At 59.8% G+C, this 18,170-nt stretch carries 10 protein-coding genes; 3 read left to right on the plus strand and 7 right to left on the minus strand.

The window, feature by feature from the left end; all coding sequences use genetic code 11:
* The first annotated feature begins 167 nt into the window (after nt 1-167).
* Complete coding sequence (locus J0I99_RS15160) at nt 168-1,649, plus strand: HNH endonuclease family protein (RefSeq protein WP_291398494.1); 1,482 nt, start codon at nt 168-170, stop codon at nt 1,647-1,649.
* A gap of 47 nt (nt 1,650-1,696) precedes the next feature.
* Entirely contained in the window at nt 1,697-4,387 is a 2,691-nt protein-coding gene (locus J0I99_RS15165; RefSeq protein WP_291398495.1) for an ATP-binding domain-containing protein, read from the plus strand.
* Nucleotides 4,388-4,413: 26 nt separating this feature from the next.
* Here the strand turns inward: J0I99_RS15165 and J0I99_RS15170 are convergent, their stop codons facing one another.
* The 5 genes from J0I99_RS15170 to J0I99_RS15190 form a co-directional block, all read right to left on the minus strand.
* Nucleotides 4,414-6,999, minus strand: coding sequence for a UvrD-helicase domain-containing protein (locus tag J0I99_RS15170; protein WP_291398496.1), 2,586 nt, complete (start codon nt 6,997-6,999; stop codon nt 4,414-4,416).
* 307 nt (nt 7,000-7,306) lie between these two features.
* On the minus strand, nt 7,307-8,449 hold the full coding sequence (locus J0I99_RS15175; RefSeq protein WP_291398497.1) for a hypothetical protein: 1,143 nt from the start codon (nt 8,447-8,449) through the stop codon (nt 7,307-7,309).
* Between the two features lie 462 nt (nt 8,450-8,911).
* Nucleotides 8,912-11,215, minus strand: coding sequence for a hypothetical protein (locus tag J0I99_RS15180; RefSeq protein WP_291398579.1), 2,304 nt, complete (start codon nt 11,213-11,215; stop codon nt 8,912-8,914).
* Between the two features lie 171 nt (nt 11,216-11,386).
* Entirely contained in the window at nt 11,387-15,130 is a 3,744-nt protein-coding gene (locus J0I99_RS15185; protein ID WP_291398498.1) for a cadherin domain-containing protein, read from the minus strand.
* Between the two features lie 3 nt (nt 15,131-15,133).
* Entirely contained in the window at nt 15,134-15,721 is a 588-nt protein-coding gene (locus J0I99_RS15190; protein ID WP_291398499.1) for a hypothetical protein, read from the minus strand.
* Nucleotides 15,722-15,894: 173 nt separating this feature from the next.
* Between J0I99_RS15190 and J0I99_RS15195 the strand changes: the two genes are divergently transcribed.
* Nucleotides 15,895-16,188 carry a hypothetical protein gene (locus J0I99_RS15195; protein ID WP_291398500.1) on the plus strand — a complete coding sequence of 98 codons (294 nt, stop codon included), beginning with the start codon at nt 15,895-15,897 and terminating at the stop codon, nt 16,186-16,188.
* 74 nt (nt 16,189-16,262) lie between these two features.
* On the opposite strand, the gene J0I99_RS15200 is transcribed toward J0I99_RS15195, so the two are convergent.
* Both J0I99_RS15200 and J0I99_RS15205 read right to left on the minus strand, forming a co-directional pair.
* Nucleotides 16,263-16,781 carry a hypothetical protein gene (locus J0I99_RS15200; protein WP_291398501.1) on the minus strand — a complete coding sequence of 173 codons (519 nt, stop codon included), beginning with the start codon at nt 16,779-16,781 and terminating at the stop codon, nt 16,263-16,265.
* A 246-nt stretch (nt 16,782-17,027) separates the two neighbouring features.
* Nucleotides 17,028-18,053, minus strand: coding sequence for a hypothetical protein (locus J0I99_RS15205; RefSeq protein ID WP_291398502.1), 1,026 nt, complete (start codon nt 18,051-18,053; stop codon nt 17,028-17,030).
* Nucleotides 18,054-18,170 lie beyond the last annotated feature (117 nt).

Below are 18,170 nucleotides of genomic sequence, written 5' to 3' on the forward strand. Positions count from 1 at the left end.
AAAATGCCAGCGTCGGATAACGCTCAACAATGCCATGTCGATCACTCCACAGCCCCCGCTCAAACCACGAGGGGCAAGGGTCACACATGGGTCAAATCTCGATGGAAAAATCCCAGCCTGCTGGGTCAGTTCTCAGTGGCAATCAACACGAAGCTCTCAAAGAGGGCTTGGCCGCCGTATCGATCGAACTCGAGAGCGGCGACGACCCTCAGACGATCTTCGAGACGCTCAACAGCCGCGGCGTCGACCTGACGCCCGGCGATCTGATGCGGAACTTCATATTCCAGCGCGCAAAGGGGCTCGGCCAGGCTGACCATTCGCTGGTCGTGGACAAGCTCTACGAGAAGCACTGGCTGCCGCTCGATAGGTCGTTCTGGAGCCAACCAGCCTCTCGGGGCCGGCAGACCCAGACCCGCCTCGACTGGATGCTTACCGATCACCTCGCGATGCACATCGGCGATCTGGTATCGGTCGACAGGCTGTTTGACCGATACCGTCGTTGGATACTCACCGACAGGCCGTTCTCGACCGTGACACAGGAGCTGGAATCCATTTCAGCCACGGCTGCGATCGAAAGGCGGCTGTTTGATCAGGACCCCAACGACCCGATCGGCAACTTCGGCCGGCTGGCCGACGCGTTCGACGTATCAACCGTCATGCCGCTGGTTATCTATTTGGCCACCGAGCCCAGTGTCGCCTCGGAGATCGACCGCGCCCTTGAGGTTCTTGAGAGCTACATCGTGCGGCGGGACATCTGCGGCCTGACGAACAAGAATTACAACAGGCTGTTCGTCGGCTTGATCGATCGTCTGCGCAAAGCGGAAGGCGACAAGCTCGACGATATGGTGTCGTACCTGTCCGGTCGACGTTCCGACATAGATCGCTGGCCGGCCGACGATGAATGGCGCACTGCCTGGTTGGGGCGAGGGCAATACAAAGGCGCTCGCCAGCCCCGCCTGAGGTACCTGTTCGAAGCTATCGAGATGGCCAAGAGGTCGGCACTCAATGAAGATATCGAGATCAAGTCCGCCCTGACTATCGAACACATCATGCCTCAGCGTTGGCGTGAGGCATGGCCGGTCCCGGGCTTCGAACATCTGGACGACGATGACGACATGAATTTTGATCTTCTGACGCGGCAGGCGGAACGCGACGCCGTCATTGATCGCCTTGGCAATCTCACTTTGCTGACGGGGGCGCTGAACTCGACTGTATCCAACGGCCCCTATTCGGTGAAGATGCCCGCGGTGCGATCGCACTCCAGCTTGGCACTGAATCGCGAACTCAACCAGTTCGACCATTGGGACGAGGACACGATTGCCGCCAGGGGGCTCTCGCTCTTCGAGAATGCTCGCCGCATCTGGATGGCCCCCCTGCCCAGCGACGACAAGCAGATCGCTAACGGAGCGCCGGGACTGCCGGCGGACGGCACTCAGTGCCGCTTCACCTATGCCGGCCGACGTTACGAAGGTTACATCGAGAACGGTGCCCTTATGGTTGACGGCGTCGACCGCACATTCGGCTCGCTGTCTGCAGCATCGAGGTTCATCACCCGAACCCATCGAAACGGATGGAATGACTGGCACTTCGGGGATGGCATGGGTGGATGGGTGCTAGCTGATGCATGGCGGCGTGAGGCCGCTGAATAGCGGGCTTGCCACAAGCGGACACAGCATAGTTTCGGGGGATGTTTTTTTTGGCCGACACGACGAACGACCGGATTGCAGCGATAGCGGACCATACGCTTCGACACTTCGCAGAGACAGCGGACAGGGCAAGAGAGGGACTGAACGAACCTCGGCCGAACCTCGCCAACGCGTTCACCTCTTTCAACGCCGCTACCGACAATGCGCTGATCGACAACATGAGCGACGTCACGGACGCTCGTGCACGGGCGCTGCGCATGTTGCTGTCCGAGCCGGCCGTGGCGCGCGTCGTCGCCGAAGACGAGGACGGGAATCGTCGCGTCTACTTCGTGTCGCGCGCCACGCCCCACCGGTCTCCCTCTGACGGTAGCTACGCTGTCAGCTACAACGCCATGCCACTGGGCAGGCTGGCAGCAACGAAGATCGGCGGCGAGGTCGACGCTCCTTCCAGAAGCGGCCCCGTCACCCTCACAGTCGTGGAAAAGACCCTCCTGACGCCGAAGGAAGTCCGCGGTGAATGGGACTCGCAGAAATCCGTCGTGGAAGGAAAGAGGTTCGGCCCCTTCACGGTACCATCGTTGCGCGCCGTGCTGGAGGGCCTCGGCGTCACTGAGGATGAACTCGACGCCCTCGACCGCCTACTCGCCGAGGACAAGGCTGCGGGGCTCTTCATCGAAGGGCTGAAGCGCGACGCCATCGCCAAGATGGAACTACGGGATCTTGCGATCCTTGATGAGTACCAGGACGAGATCTTTCGGCTCCCCATAGACAGCCACCTGGTAATTCTCGGTCCTCCGGGCACGGGAAAGACAACGACCCTTATCAAGCGTCTGGGCCAGAAGTTGGACACCCCGAGCCTTATCGATGAGGAGCGTGACGTCATTGCGCGTACCAGTGCGGGTCCGGCCGGGCATCAAGACAGCTGGATCATGTTCACGCCCACCGCCTTGCTGAAGCAGTACGTGAAAGAGGCATTCGCGCGGCAGGGCGTCGCCGCTTCGGATCAGCGCATTCAAACATGGGACGACTATAGACACGACCTGGCGAGGAACCACTTTACAATCCTCCGATCGGGCTCCGGAGGGCAGCTAGTCTCCAAGGACGACCTACCCTCTCTCGTACCGGCAACCGTTCACACACAGCGCGAGTGGTTCGAGGACTTTTTCGATTTTCAGATCAATCTCTTCTGGGAAGATCTTCGCAATCATGCCGGCGTCCTCGCGCGAGATAATGCGGAGGCTATCAAGCAAATCGGGACGCGCGTTCAGGCTGCGCTTCCTGTCGCAGCATCTGGCATCGATACCGGCTCCATCGTCACACTCAACAACCTGTCCGAGCCTCTGCAGGCGCTGATCACCCAACTGCGCACTGACACCGACAAAACGGTCCGTTCCGCTATCGCCAAGGCATTTCTGAGTGAGCCGTCGCTGCTCGACGACTTGATGAAGTTCGTCGCCACCCTCGAAACGGTTGAAGAAGTCGATGACGACGAGCTTGATGGTGATGACGACGAGGAACCACGTCAGGTTCGCGTCGGTCGGGACGCGGCCGTTGACGCCCTTCTGAGAGCGCTTAAGGCCAAAGCGCGTGCAATCGCGAACAGCCGACCGACTTCGAAAAGATCTCGAAACGGCCGTATCATTGAGTGGTTCGGTGAGCGGGGTCCCGATCGGGACGCATTGCGCAAGATCGGCCAGGACCTCGCGGTACTGACCTCGTTGCGGCGGTTCCTGAACCCAGCTCGGCGGCTCCTTAACGGCATCTCTACTCGCTATCGGCGGTTCCGCCGGGAGCGACAGGCAGACAATCGCTGGTACGCCGCAAATGGGTTTCAGCTGCACGAACTGAATCCACTAGAAGTGGATGTCATTCTCTTGGGGCTCTTGCGGGCCGGGGCCGACCTTCTTGCTGACCGCCGCATCGCTCGTTCTGCCGCAGGCTTGGCAAACGCGGCGTTGGAACAGGTGACCTCGCTCTATCGGAATCAGGTTCTGGTCGACGAAGCCACTGACTTCTCCCCTATTCAGCTTGCTTGCATGGCGGCGCTCTGTGATCCGCAAGCTTCGTCTTTTGTGGCAGTCGGTGATTTCAACCAACGAATTACCGACTGGGGCAGCAGAGAAACTGAGGATCTCCAGTGGGTGTTCCCCGACTTTGACATTCGCTCGGTTTCGATCTCCTACCGCCACAGTCGGCAACTGAACGAGCTTGCACGCGACATCGCTCACATCTCGGACCCGAATGCCAATGAGGCCCAGCTACCGGATCGCGTCAACAACGATGGTTTTCGCCCGGCAGTCGGCACCGGTCTGACCACCACCGAGGAAACGGTGGACTGGTTGGCCGACCGCATCGCCGAGATCGAACACCTGGCCGAGGAGTTCCCGCCGATCGCCGTCCTGGTTACAAGCGAGGAGGAGGTGGTTCCGTTCGCGCAGGCGCTCAACCAGAAGTTGGCGGATTCCAATGTACGTGTGGTTCCCTGCCCCTTCGGCCAGCTCGCCGGTCAGGATAGCGACGTGCGCGTTTTCGACGTTCGCCACATCAAGGGCCTGGAATTCGAGGCCGTTTTCTTCGTAGGCATCGACCGCCTCGAGGAGACGCAACCCAACTTGTTCGAAAAGTTCCTCTACGTCGGCGCGACGAGGGCAGCGCTGTTCCTAGGGGTGACGACCTCCGGGGCGAAGCTTCCAGATCGGATCAGTTCTTTGGAGGCTAGCTTCGGTCACACCTGGCCATAGCTCCGAGATGTTGGCGGCACCGCTGCCTAGACGATGGCAGCAGTGTGCCGGCACTCCGGATAGCGGCTGCAGCCCATGAACGAGGCCCGCTTCTTCGAACGCCGCTCCACCAGATAGCCCGCCCAGCACTTCGGGCACGCCGGCAAAGCCTGACCATCGACGCCCTCGAACCGGATCTCCTTGCCGGCAATGTCGGCAAGCTCGTCGATGTAGCGAGACTGCTGATCCGCGTTGGTAAGCAGGAAGACGCCGCGACTAGCGCGCGTCAGCGCCACGTAGAACAGCCGCCGTTCCTCGGCATAGGGGAAGGTCTCGGGCTCGGGAATGACCAGGTGGAGCAACTCATCGTCCTCGATGCGGCTGGGTACGCCGTAGTCGCCCTCGCTGACATCGATCAGGATGGTGTAGTCGGCCTCTAGGCCCTTGGCCCTATGGAATGAGAATGCCTCTACCTCAAGGTGGTCGAACTTGGGGATTCGGCCCTCGAACGGATCGAGGTAGTTATAGCGCCACAGCACCAACGCCTTGAGCTTGGGCTTGGCGTCGGTTCGCCAATGCCCAGCAATGCCGCCGAGGAAGCCGTCGAGGCGTTCAAGCACCTGCCGGCAGGCCGGGCCGTAGTCGACCTTGCCGCGCACTGGCTTGACGGGGACGACGCGGATGGACTTCGAAATCGCCGGCCTTGTTGAGCGCACCGATTTCTTCAGCTGGGCGGGATTGCGCTGCACGAACTTGGCGGCGACGTCAGCGATCAGCTGGTTGCACCGATAGGTCTGCTCGAGCCTTCCCTGCCAGCTGGTGCCGAAGTTCTCCTTGAAGCGGGTGAAGATCGAGATGTCGGAACCAGCGAAGCGATAGATCGACTGCCAGTCGTCGCCCACGGCGAATACCTTGGCGAAAGGGTTCTGCTGTCGAAGCGCCTTGATGAGGTTGGCGCGAGGTTCGGAGATGTCCTGGAACTCATCGACGAGGATGAGCGAGTACGGGCTGACGTACCGCCGCGTCTCCACCAGCCGGGTGGCGTCTCCGATCATCGAGTCAAAATCGATCCGGCCGGCATCGGCCAGCTTCTTGGAATAGGCCTCGGTGATCAACCAGATGACCCGAGCGAAGATCCGGGCCCGCTCCTTGTCATGCAGGGCCTTGGCGCGCTCGAACAGCATGTCGAGGGTCAGCTGGCTGGAGCGGATATGCTTGATGCAGGTCCCGATGAGCTGGTGGTAGTGCTTGACCACCCGGGGGTTGATCGCCTTCTGAATCTCGTCAGGCGACCGCTGGACCAACGGGATCTCCCGGCGCTCCAACTCCGACTTCAGAACTGTCAGCAGTGTGCCGTCAGTGGCCTGTGCCGAGGTCGTCTCGAAGAAGTCCATCTCGGCCTCGCGATAGCCGCGACGCTTGCTCTCGGCGTGCATCACGTAATTGGCGAAGGGCGAGGTGCCATCGGCGTTTATGGCGAAGTGCTCATGCACCGTCTTCGTGGCGGGGTAGTAGAAGTCGGGATGCACGTGACGCACCGCGTCGGCCTCGTCGTCGGCTCCCACGTCCTCGGCGCCGTCTTCGTCGTCTTCATCGCAGTCGTCGTCTACATCGTCGACGGCGACCTGCTTCTCGTATTCGAACTCCACCGAGTTCAGCCACAACCAGTTGGCGATCGACTGCTCTTGCAGCGACTTCACATAGATGTCGCCAAGGGCGCGGATCGATGCCCTGCCCTTCGACCGTCGCTCGCTAACGTAGCGCTCGTACTCCGTGTCGGAATCGAAGACCTCCCGGGGAATGTCCGCCTTCGGGTGGAGGATCAGCAGCTCGATCCATAGTCGCTGAAACTCGGAATCGGCCTTGGCGAGATCCTGGATTATCTCCTCTATGGCCTTTGCCTCGCCAGCGGGGTGCTCGACCCAATTGGCCAATTGTGGCGGCCTGCCCTCGACCTCCTGAATGATGCCACGGCCAAGCGCGTGAAATGTCGTCACACGACAGCCGACCGCGTCTTCGTCGACATTCATCTGCTTGGCGATGCGGACCTTGAGTTCGTCGGCTGCGCTCTTGTTGAAGGCGAGGACAAGGATCTCCTCGGGACGATAGAGCTTCTTCTCGAGAACGTAGGCGACCTTGCCGACCATCGTGGCCGACTTGCCCGACCCCGCTGACGCCACCAGCAGGTTGTTGTCCTCGAGGCGAATACAGGCCTCGCGCTGCTGGTCCGACAATGAGCGGCCGTCGAGATCGTCGAAGAACGCGCGGAACGCAGCGAGCTCCGACCTCAAGAACTCACGATTGTACCGATCGCGAATACCAGGGTCGGTCAGAAGGTCGAACGACACCGGCAGTGCAGCCTTCAGCGTGGAGGCGGTGAGCTCCGGATCGAGCATTGGATGCGACAGGGCAGCCGCCGCCCTGCCCGGCACGCTGGCAATGGCCCGGCTTAAGTCAGCATGGGCGAGGTACTGGGCCTTGGCGCCAACGATGGCGTGCAGACGACCGTCAATCTCGCGCAGCCTGTCGCCGTCCGAGACGATCAGCTCGCAGAGATGGTCGTTGATGAACCGCTTCAGATCGACGGCCAGCTTGGCGGCTGCGTCCCCCGACAGACCGGATAGCCGATCCACACGCGAATGGGAGCGGATCTCCAGCGTGTGCCAAAGCAGCCCTTTCGTCGAGGAAATGGCTACGACGTCAAGGCACGGTAGCTCTACGTCGCCACCGTCTTCCAGCCGAATGACGTCGGAACCCCTTCGAGCCAACGTGAGCTTCCAGCTGCCGGCGTTGAACAGGCGAGCAATCAGTCCCGGGCGGTAGGTTCGGTTGAGACCAAGCATTGTGTCGAGTTGGTCGCATGATCAGGCTTTATGCATCGATAAGGCCACAGACAGCTATTCTCGCGCGAGCGAACCGCGCGTAACAGGACGATAGACCCTACGTATCCTCTGGCCAGTTATCTGGTAGCGCAAGCGCCTGACCCAGTGTTCCTCCAGGGTACTCCGTCTCCGCCTCCTGGGAGATGTGGAGTTCGCGCAGACCAACATCCAGCCTGGGCATCGTTCTAGCCGCCCATGGATTGGCAACTATCACTGGTGCGCGCGCCGCGAAATTCCACGGGTCAATCTGCTTGAACCACAGAACGCCACTAAGAACCCGTCTGCGCGGACCAGTCTCGTCGTGCCACACTCCATCGGGGTTCCGGCCGTGGCGCACCACCGCCTTGCCTTCATCGTCTTTGTGCACCACCGATATTTCCGTGCCGAGAAGCACATCTATCGCGTCGGTATCGAAGTTGAAGTTGTCGTACCCAGCCACGGCTACCAGCATGGGGTAGCTTAGCGCCTTGCCATACTTTCGTGCCTTAAACTCGACAGCATCCTTCATGCTCTCGGCGCGCATGACATTGCTGGCGCCAAAGTGACGGGCACCAATGCTCCTAGTGACACCCCTTCGGTGCTTTGGCCACGCAGTGAGCACAATCTCCAGCCCGTCGTGCTTGTATTTGAAGGGTGCCGCAGTCCTCGCAGCGTTACCCTCTGGAAGGCCGGCGATCCATTGCTTGAGAGCTCTCTGGAGCTTGTTGATTGGCACAGGCGTCCTCGGCGTGCCGTTGGTCCTCAGGTCTAGGAAGTGATCGGGGCTAGGCGTGCTGTCTATGGCGTTCAGTGCGGAATTCAGCCGCTGCTCCGCCCCTTGCGCTTCCTTTGTCAACCCCCTCGCGAGCACGGCTTCCAAATAGTACCGCTCACCCTTGGGGGTCTCCATCAGAAAGTCAGGTTTCTTCGTCGTTCCAGGTATTTCCGGCTCAACATCGATCACCTTATGGCCGCGCCTAAGGAATAGCTCGTGAAGCAGTAGCTCCAGAAAGGCACCGCGGTGAGCGGTGTCGATAGGCGAACGCAAACGTTGGACCAACGATGGCCGGTCATCCTCTGGGTAGCGAGTTAGCCAATCCTCGACTAGCGCGCGAACCTTCTTGGCCTCCTCGCGTCCTGACCTGTTCGTGTAGACGAAATCACTTTCCCCATACGGATGAGCCTCAACACCAGGCCTCTCGATGTCATCGAAGACAATCATAGCTCTCTCCTGTCGGCTCGGCGGGGAGTGTATCGGCCACTGCACTTGACTCGCTGCCCTTGTTCAACCATCTCATGGCCGATGACTTCAAAGTTCGGCAATCCTGAGCTTTGGTCTCCCTATCTGGGGCATCGGGGCATGGCTGCTCACTTTCTGGCTCTGCATTGACCTATCCATTAACTTGGAGACGCCGATGTCAAAGTCGCTGACTGCCATACTCAAGACTGGCTTGAACGCGCTCGGGGCACTGCGGGGCCGGAAACGGGAGTTGCGCCATGCCATCGGTGTCAAGATCTGGACCCAAATCTCGTCGGAGAGCCGGAAGTAGCCCCAGAGTGGCTTATCGCTACTCCCCCGCACCAGTTTCAACCCCGGCCTGAGTGCCGGGGTTTTTGCACCTTCTTGGAACTTTGGGCGTCGTGGAACCTGACAAACACTGCCTTGAACGCAACGCACGTGTCATTACTCATCCCACACCCTGTTGAGCACCTGCGCGGCGATAGCGGCTTTGTCCTGCGGCAGGAAGCGACCATAGTGCTGCTGCACCATATCGGGCGTGTCCTGGATCGCGTAGCTTGCCTGCTCGTATGAACCGGTCTTCTTGAGGATGTGGGTGGCCAGCACGTCGCGAACGTTGTGCGGCCCGTGCGGCAGCAATCCTTTGATGGCCCCGCGCTCGGTATAGGGGTTGTAGATCCCATAGCGCTGGATGATCAGCCGCCAAGCATCGTAGAAGGTGGTCTGGTCGTACCGGGCATTGGTGCTCGACTGCTTGACGGTCTTCACGAAGAAGGTCCCCGGATCGTCGGCGCTGGCCAGCAAGCGCGCCCGATGCCGATCGACATACGCATCGATCATCTCATAGAGGCCCGCCATGTCCGGCAGCACCAGCCGGAACGGCTTCTGGCCGAAGAAGGACGAGTTGGCATTCTTGAAGGCCACGGACGGGATCAGGATCTCCCAGCCATGATCGCGGCTGCTCCATCGGAGCTCACCGCACTTCATGTCCTCGAGGTTGCGCTCCGATGTCGGCATCCTGCCCGGCGGGCAGATCCGCAACTCGCGCAGGTTCTTCTGCCGCAGGCCCGTGTGCAGCCCGATCCGGAGCATCAGGAAGGATCGCACGGCTTCGGCCGCCGGCCGCGGATAGAGCCGCTCGTCCGGCATGAAGCGCAGGATCTCCTCGGTGATCTTCCGATACTCGCCAACGGGGCTGTCGGCCTCGAGGATGGGCAGGATCGGCTCGAACGGATCCCGGTGGACCTTCGCCACCCGCTCGATCTCCTTGAGGCGCTGGCGGGCGTGCCGGTACATCTCATCGCAGGCACCGTGCCAGTCGGCGCGAACGCGCGCGATATCGGCTGCGGTGATCAGGACGTCGATCGGACGCAGGCGATCGGCCAATGCCGGCGTCTGCCTGATCCAGCCCGTGTCCACCTTCACCACCGATGTCAGCAGGGCCAGCATGCCGACCTCCCACTTGGTGAAGAAGCCACGGCGCTGCTCGCGCCACTGCAGGTACCAGTCCCAGACCGGCGGGAACACCAGCATGGCGAAGCAGAGCGATTCCAGCGGCGCGCCGAAGCCGTGCACCGGACCATCCGCCGGCGCCGTGATGGCACCGAACATCAGCCCGAGGTGCTCGACCTTCTGCGATGCCGTCTCCTCGCCCCAGACGCCGTTGCGCTGGAATCCGAAGGCGGTCAGCGTCGCGGTCTTGAACTTGAGCAGGCCCGCCATCTCGCGTTCGAGTTCAGCCGGCGCATCCACCACCGACGACACCATCTCCTGATCGACATCGGCAGTGGCGGCCGGCTGCTTCTTCGGGAGGCCCTTGCCCTGGAATGCACGGAAGCGAACGGCATAGCGGTTCTTGATCGCCGCCGCCTGGAAGGCCCGGTAGTCGGTCGACCCAGAAATGATGACCCGGTTCACCCAGTCGAGGATCTCGTCCTGTTCGGCCGGCGAACGTGCATTGAAGTCGTCCGGGAGATGCCATGCCAACCTGCGCCGTTCGGCCGGCGTGAAGTCCTCAAGGACGTGACCAGTTCGCGCTCGTCCGAGATAAGGCAGCTTGGCCTTGAAGTAACCGGGCGGCAGTCGATATCGGCGCTCGATGCGCCCCAGCACCTCGAGGCTCTGGATAGACCGCGGCGTGAGCTCGCCGGTCGCCCACTTCATCAGCGTGCGATGGTTGGTGGCCTTGTCCTCCTTGGCCACCGCGTGGAACAGGTGACGGACGCTATCGCCGTGCCGCCGGATGTGCAGGTTCAGGGCGTCGGCAAAGCCATCCACGTCTTCCCATTCCGTCCAAAGTGGTTTCGGGAACTCGACGATCGGCCGCCGTGTGTACTGACGCTTCGGCCGAGCCGGTGCCGGCGGAACAGGAGCCGGCTTCGGCTGGACCACACCAGATAGAACGCGATTGGCGCGATCGGTGACATCCAGGGTTCGTCTCGGTGCGACGTCCTTCTTGACCGGCGGCGGCCTGACGGTCGTCTGCGTCTTGATTTCGGCAGGCTTGGGCGCCCGTGCCACCGATCGGCCGATGGCATCGAGGAGAGGGGTGATGTGCCGCCCTGCCCCGACCAGCATCTCCGCGGGCACGTTGGTCAGCATGCCCATGGCCGTCCAGTCGTACTTGCCTGCGTAGCGGGGAACGCCGACGCCGGTGTCGACGGAAGCGATCAGGAACTTCCGCAGGGCTTCGGTGTGCACCGGCAGCAGATATGGAGCGACGCGCTTCCGGCAGAAGTCGGAGATCATTCGCTCGGTGATAGGGGCGTTCGTCGGCACTGCTGTCTCCGGCTACGGGGCCGGCAGACATGGTGTTTGGGAGGTAGGGATTTACCCGGACAGATGTCCGGGTGGATGTGTAACACTAGCTATCCTCGAGGGCTAAGTGCTTACCGCTGCGCGCGAAGGGCAGATAGCAGGCTAGATAAGCCATTCCTGCTCTTGCTGCGCTACGGCTACTAGATCCGCATAGCTCCAAGTGCCATTCCTGAACCTGACGTAATCGATGTCGTACAGACTGTCGGTTCCAGACGATCCTACGATCTTGAGCTGACCAACGGTTTCTTCGAAAGTGAACGCTTCGAAGTTGGCATCGTACACTGCATAGTCCACCCCTCCGCCACCAGTGATCATGTCATTGCCAGACCCCATGTAGAAGGTATCGTTGGCTGTGCTGCCGTCGACGATATCATCTCCGGCACCATCCCAAATCCGGCTGGACTCGGTAACCCAGATGTAGTCGTTGCCGCCGCCAAGCCTGAACGTCCCGCCGCCTTCATACGAGTGCACGTAGTCTTCGCCGTCGCCACCCCACAATGAGTTGGTCCCCATAAGGCCCATAATGCTCCCTGCCGAACCACTGTAGATGGTAGCCGAACTGCGTTCCAAACTCTCAAATGAGAAATAGCCTCGTTGTCCGTAGACGACGACTGGCGCCGAACCTGCGCCGATCAAGTCGCCTCCTGCCGCACCCACATAGATGCGAGCTCGTCCAGTCATCGCGTGCGTGAACGCGTAGTCGTTGCCATCCAAATGAAGTTCGTAGGTACCAGATCCGTTCAAGTGGAACAGATCCCAATCTGAATCCCCGCCCGCATATGCGCGTACGAACCCACTACCATTCAGCTCGAAGATGTCGGCGCCCGATCCGCCGTGCACGTAGTGGTTGCCGTCAGAAACATCGAAGCGATCATCGCCAGATCCGCCGAACATTCGATCATTGCTTCCCTCTGACCAGAACTGGTCATTGCCGTCCCCGCCGTAGAGATAATTGTCGCCAGCTCCGCCATACAGTTGGTCATTCCCGGCGCCACCGTAGAGATGATCGTTTCCAGCGTCACCCCACAGGTAGTCATTCATGCCGAAACCATAGATCGTGTCGTTGCCACCGCCGCCTAGGATGTAGTCCGTCTGCGAGGTACCGTGCAGCACGTCGTCTCCCGACGTCGACTGCACGTTGGACGGCGCCCCGGCTGCATTGACAAAGAAGCTGATTGCTGTTGCCGAAGACAGTGTTCCGGCAGCATCCCTTGCTGCCACCGTAACCGTGTATTGCTGTGCGCCTATCACACCAGTTGTCCTGATTTCGTCCCCTACGATCGAAAACAGACCGGACGGGTCGGAAACGATCTGGAATCGGGGAGCGCCCCCGCTTCCTCCGAAGTGCGCCTCATCAGCAGCGTCACCGTCCACGACATTTCCAAGATAGGCCACGACGCTTCCGGCAGGCATGCCCTGCAAGAGGTCTAGGAGTTCGTAGCTAAAGGATGTAGGTGCCTCGTTCCGATCTTCGAGCATCACAGTCAATTCGCGATCAACGTGCTTCTCACCATCGTGGGCGCGGACGGTGAGGTTGATCTCGGGGTCGCTCTCGAAGTCGAGCGGTCCATCAATGAAAACTTCGCCAGTGATCGGGTCGATGCGGAACATGCCGCCGTCATCGAGCAGTGACCATGTCAGGCCGTCGCCCTCCGGATCATCGGCGTCGGCGATGGCAACTCGAGTGCCGACAGCGTTGTTCTCGGCAATCGTCAGTTCATTCACTGCCGTCACCAAATCTCCGCCGACGAAGCGCATGTTCTCGGGCGCCTCGTTGACGTTCTCGATGCCGAGCACAAGGTTCGTAAGAGCGGTAAGACCATAGCTATCGGAGACGATGGCTTTGACCACATAGATCGAGTTCATGAAGGCGGGCGTTTGCCACCACGTCTGCTGGCTGACGCCATTGACAAGATCCAGGATCGGCGCGCCGCCGAGCATGCCGACGTACTGCTCGAAGTCGAGAGTGATGTCGTGAGCGGCTCTGACGATGTTGCCGTCCAGATAGAAGTGCTCGAGGCTGTCCGCATGCAACGCCCACGTAAACAAGTCAGGGTTGTCATCAATGCCACCAAGTCTCGCGACTTCAGCGCCGGCGTCGATCACGCCTTCGAGGTGCAACGCCCCGGAAACGAACTCGGACCCGATCGGCGCGACGTTCATGATGTTTGAAAGATCGAATTCCAGATCATCCAGCGCGAACTGTTCCACGCTGTCCGTCAGGAAAATCGTGGGAGTAGAAGTCTCACCTCGCTTAGCCAGCACCAGCGTGTCACCGTGATACTGGATTGTGAAGTCGCTCCAGGCGAGGGTGCTCTCGAGGGTATCGATCCCGAGACCACCAAAGATCCAATCGATGCCAGCATTAGTGACCACCGTGTCGTCGCCACTCCCCAGATCGAAATACTCGCTGGCGCCCGTGCCAACCACGGATTGCACTCCAATGCCGGCCACAAACTTAGTGGCGCCTCCAGAAGAAAGCGTTGGCAACTGAAGATTGGTCACATCGCTGGCATAGACTAGCGAATCGTACCGTCCTGGCCCCTGCATCAACAAGGCCATGTCGGCGCTACTCAGCCCGCCGTCATTCATCAGCCAGCTGAAATCATGACGCAAACCTAAGTCAGATCGACTATCTCCCACCGCATCCCATGTCTGTTCCGACAGGTCAGCGGTAAGGATGTTTTTTGCAGCGTTGAAGGACAGGATGCCGTCAAAATCGCCAAACACGGCTTCGATGGCCAGACCGCCCGCATAACGTGCGACCTGATATCCGAGCTCAAAGTCCACGACAACGCCATTGACGATCGCACGCCCTAGGTCATTCATGTCGTCGGTCATCGCTTCCGCAGCTGAGTTCCCGAACTCTCCTCCAATGATGGTTTGAGAGATCATATCTTTCAGCACTCCAGATTTGGCACTGCCGAACTGTGAGGCCAAGATCCCAATATCTGAGGCAAGCACATCATCCATCAGAGGAGTAATAATTTGACTGGCCGCCTGCTCCCAGTTCATGTCGCTCCCGAATTTCTCCTTCAGCAACAGACGGTACGCCAACAAGGATTGGATGTGAGCGTTGGGCGAGTCCCAGCCCGGCACTAGAACGTAATTCCCCAGATCTAACGTGGTGTCTTGATGTGCAAGCTGTGGACCACGGAAAAAAATTCCGGCTACGTCATGCGTAAGCGACATGGTCTTCAGACTGGTGGCTTCTGCCTCTGTCCATGAGGGTTGCCCACGGAATATGAGCTCAGCGAGTTCAAGATCGGCATTCGGACCTAGGGCTGCGTCCATCACCGTTTCGGCCGCCCATTCAAATCCGGTGTTGTCGAACATCAAGCCAGCGGTTTTCTTAACGCTGGCCACGATGCCGGCCAACGCCCCGCCAAGCGAGTGGCCAACCGTGATGATCGGAAGTCCACTCAGACTAGGCGTGTTTACAATCTTGTCTTGGACAAGATTGTAGAATTCCAGCGCCAGGCGGACGTGATCGTCGACGTTCCCAGCACCAATATTTGCCACCGTGCCCATATCATCCCAGAAGAGCTGATCGGACCCGCGGTAAGAGATGACTACCTCGCCGTCGACCTTGTAGGCCACGGCATGAAAACCCACCTGCTCGTCGCGAAAATCGCTGCCATCAAAGCCCAAAGCCGCAGAATCGAAGATCACCTGAGCAAGACCAAGATCTTTGTTGGGGGTGGCAAGAAGAAGAGCGTTGCTGTCGCCAACGGCGTGCAGCTTTGCGCCATATCCACGACTGTACGAGTCGAGAGCCAACGCCGCATATAGCGAGTCGGAATGCAGGTATTTGGAAGCGATGTACGGAGGTGCAGCATATGTCATGAGTTAGCGCCTTCTTCCGAATTGTTGAAACTGGGTCCGATTGACGGTGACCATCTGCGTGCCGGCGGGCAGAAGCATGTAGGGTTCCGGGAAGGTCCCGTCAGTTACCCAAGGAAATGTTGCTGACGCCTCGGCCGTGAGTGGCTCTTGGGAACGTTCAAGCGTAGCCGACACAAGCTTGATCCCATCTGTTTCCGTTTGCTGCTGCCAAATGACCTCAAGGCCTTCATATGAAGCGACATTCGGCACCAAGACCGTCAAAGGCACTGAAGTAGGATCGAGCTTGCAGGGACCTTTGAACCCCGCGAGGAACTGCCACCAATCGTCGAAATCGTCCGCTTCAGGTGGCGCGCAACTCAGGACGGTTGAAAGAAGAGGGTTTCTCGACCCCCTGTGGTCATCGACGAGCACCGCCAACGCCGCTGTGCCCGGAAGATCGACAACGACCGCTTGAGCGTTCACTGACCTCAGGAAAAATCCAACCGACCAGAGATCACCGCCCCGTTCGACCGAGAACTCTTGAACTGAGTGCCCCGTGTACTTCACACCCGCAACTTCAGCGGTGACCGTCAGCTTCGTCCTGACGAACATCTCTGGATGTGCCCATGAACATCCGCTCACAGCCAAGCCCGTCGCGAATGCGACGCCGGCTGCCAATAATCGCGTCGCCGCGCCAACCCTCCACCCCCATTCCACGACGCACCCCATCGAATCGAATACACGATACTAGTAACGTGCATTTGAAACCGTGACAAGTATCGTGCATGCGAAATCGCTTAACCGATACACGTAACGGCATTGACGACTCCCTCGTCTCCATGCACACCTTCGCCATGGGCAGACCGAAGCAGTTCGACGAGCGAATCCAGCTGACGCTGGTCGAGGGCACCACCGGCAGGATCGATGCCTTGCTGGAGACCGGCGAGTACCGTCTCGATTTCATCCGGACGGCGATAGAGGTCGAGATCGCCAAGCGGTCGCAGGAAAAGCCGCCTACCAAACGCGGCAAACCATCTTTGGCTGGCATCACTGCCGGACCAGCCCCCCACAAGCGCTAGTTCCTAACCCTCCTCCGGCGTCTCGTGCGCGCCTGCTCAGACTTGGGCTAGTACCTCTAGACGTTGATGCCGCGTTACATCTTGGGAGTCGAACTCGGTACGTTCTCGGGAAAATCGTCCTCCGACCATGTCCAGTCCGCTTGAGGGACGACGATGCTCTGGCTCCGGACCAGAACCTCGCCCTCGATCGATAGATTCTCGTCACCCACAGCGTCCGCGAACGCATCTACGTCCACGAGGACGGACAGGTCCGATGCCTTCATCCTCATCACCACCCCGTTCTCGAACTGGTTGGCGTGTTCGATGGCCCATCCGGCGTCGACAGTCCAGCTGTCGATCAAATCGATGGACCGAGGAATGATCGAAAGAGAACCGTCCGCAAGTCGGTGCGCCTTCTTGAGATCGAAGGCCCTGTAGAGCAGGGCATCTTCAGCCGGCTTCGGCAGGGATTCCAATTCCGCTTCATGCTTGAGCAGGCGGGCGCCAAGAGACTTCTTCTTGGAACGATACCCCACTGAGTAGAGGGGGTCGTTCTCTTTCCACCGGACGAGCAAGGTATGGATGGCATCCATTTGATCGGGAAGGCTGGTCACTCGACGTCTCCTGTGCAGTAGGCTTCAAGCAGCCAGCCCTTAACGCTCACAAGTATATCGTGCATGTGAAATCCCACAAGTACCGTGCATACGAAATTGAGATTATCGAATACACTTTACGACCTCGACACTCCCGTCCTCCGCCTCCCCATTGAGCGGACCCAAGCAGTTCGAAGAGCGAATCCGGCGAACGCTGGCCAAAGTCTCAGGAAGGGGGCAGGCCAACTGCCGTCGATATCGTTGCTGTCAGGGAGATGGAATCTTGCTCCAGTCCTCTGCCCAGGACGCCGATAGCAAGTCATGCGGTCTGCCAAGGACTCTTTCGAAGGCCACAATGGCTGCTGTTGCGTCGGCATAGGCGAACTCCAAGGCGATCCTCAGGTCATCGCTCCAATTCGCACGATCGGCGTCCTCCTTGAATCCGTCGACGAAGCGCAACAGTAGACCTACCCTGCGCTCGCGCGACAAAGACTCCACGTTGGTGAGCAGGATGGACAGATCGCGAAGGTCGTGAAGCTTGGCCTCTTCAAGGCGCTCGGAAAGATCGGAGACGGTTCGCGCTGCGGCCCCCAGCCTGCCATCGATGCCGCCATTGCCGAACATCTCAAAGGCACGAAGCGTGTCGTCGTCGCACTGGACGGGGGCCTCGACTTCCCAGCCCATCGCTGACAAGGCGCGCGCAAGGCCGATCTGTCGGCCAATGTCCTCGTAGTCTCCGCCATGGGAACGAGATACGACGACGACATTGTCGAAGACGATCTTCTTCCCCGGCCCGATCTCCATGATCATGCTTGGCACAAGATCTGACGTGTAGAGAGAGCCATCGACGATGGACATGGTCGAGGACAGGAACCGGCTGGCGCGCTCAACGTCATCAGGCGCTGCCACCCTCTCGTCATTGCGCATGCCAGCGAAATTCTCCGGGTATGGCAATGAAGTCGCTGACGGGTCTCCGATGAGTTGCTTGAGGTAGGGGTAGAGGGTGATCTCCGGTCGATTGTGGCCAACAAGCATGTTGGTCCACCTAGGGACGTCCTCCACCGCTAGCGGCCGCATCTCGCCATCCTTTGGAAAGAGCATTGGCGTGACGGGAATGCCATCGATCAGCCCCCATTCGAGGGGGAGGTTGCGCGTTTGAGTCTTGAGGCCGCCCGAGGATAGTTTCTTCTCCTCGACTTCAACGGGTCGCGCGCCCAAGGCTCGAGGGACGAAGCCGTGGCGCCCACGCTGGGGATGGACGACATCGAACGTAATGGGGAACGCGAGCCGCATCGAAGTACTCCTGGTCATTGACACCAGTGAAAGCCACGCGCCAGCAAGCCACAACAGGCCCATGCACTTCGATGCCTCTTCATCGTTCCGGGGATCCGCGACAACCACAGTCGCGCG

This window comes from Devosia sp. (genome assembly GCF_017307495.1).
Lineage (GTDB): Bacteria > Pseudomonadota > Alphaproteobacteria > Rhizobiales > Devosiaceae > Devosia_A.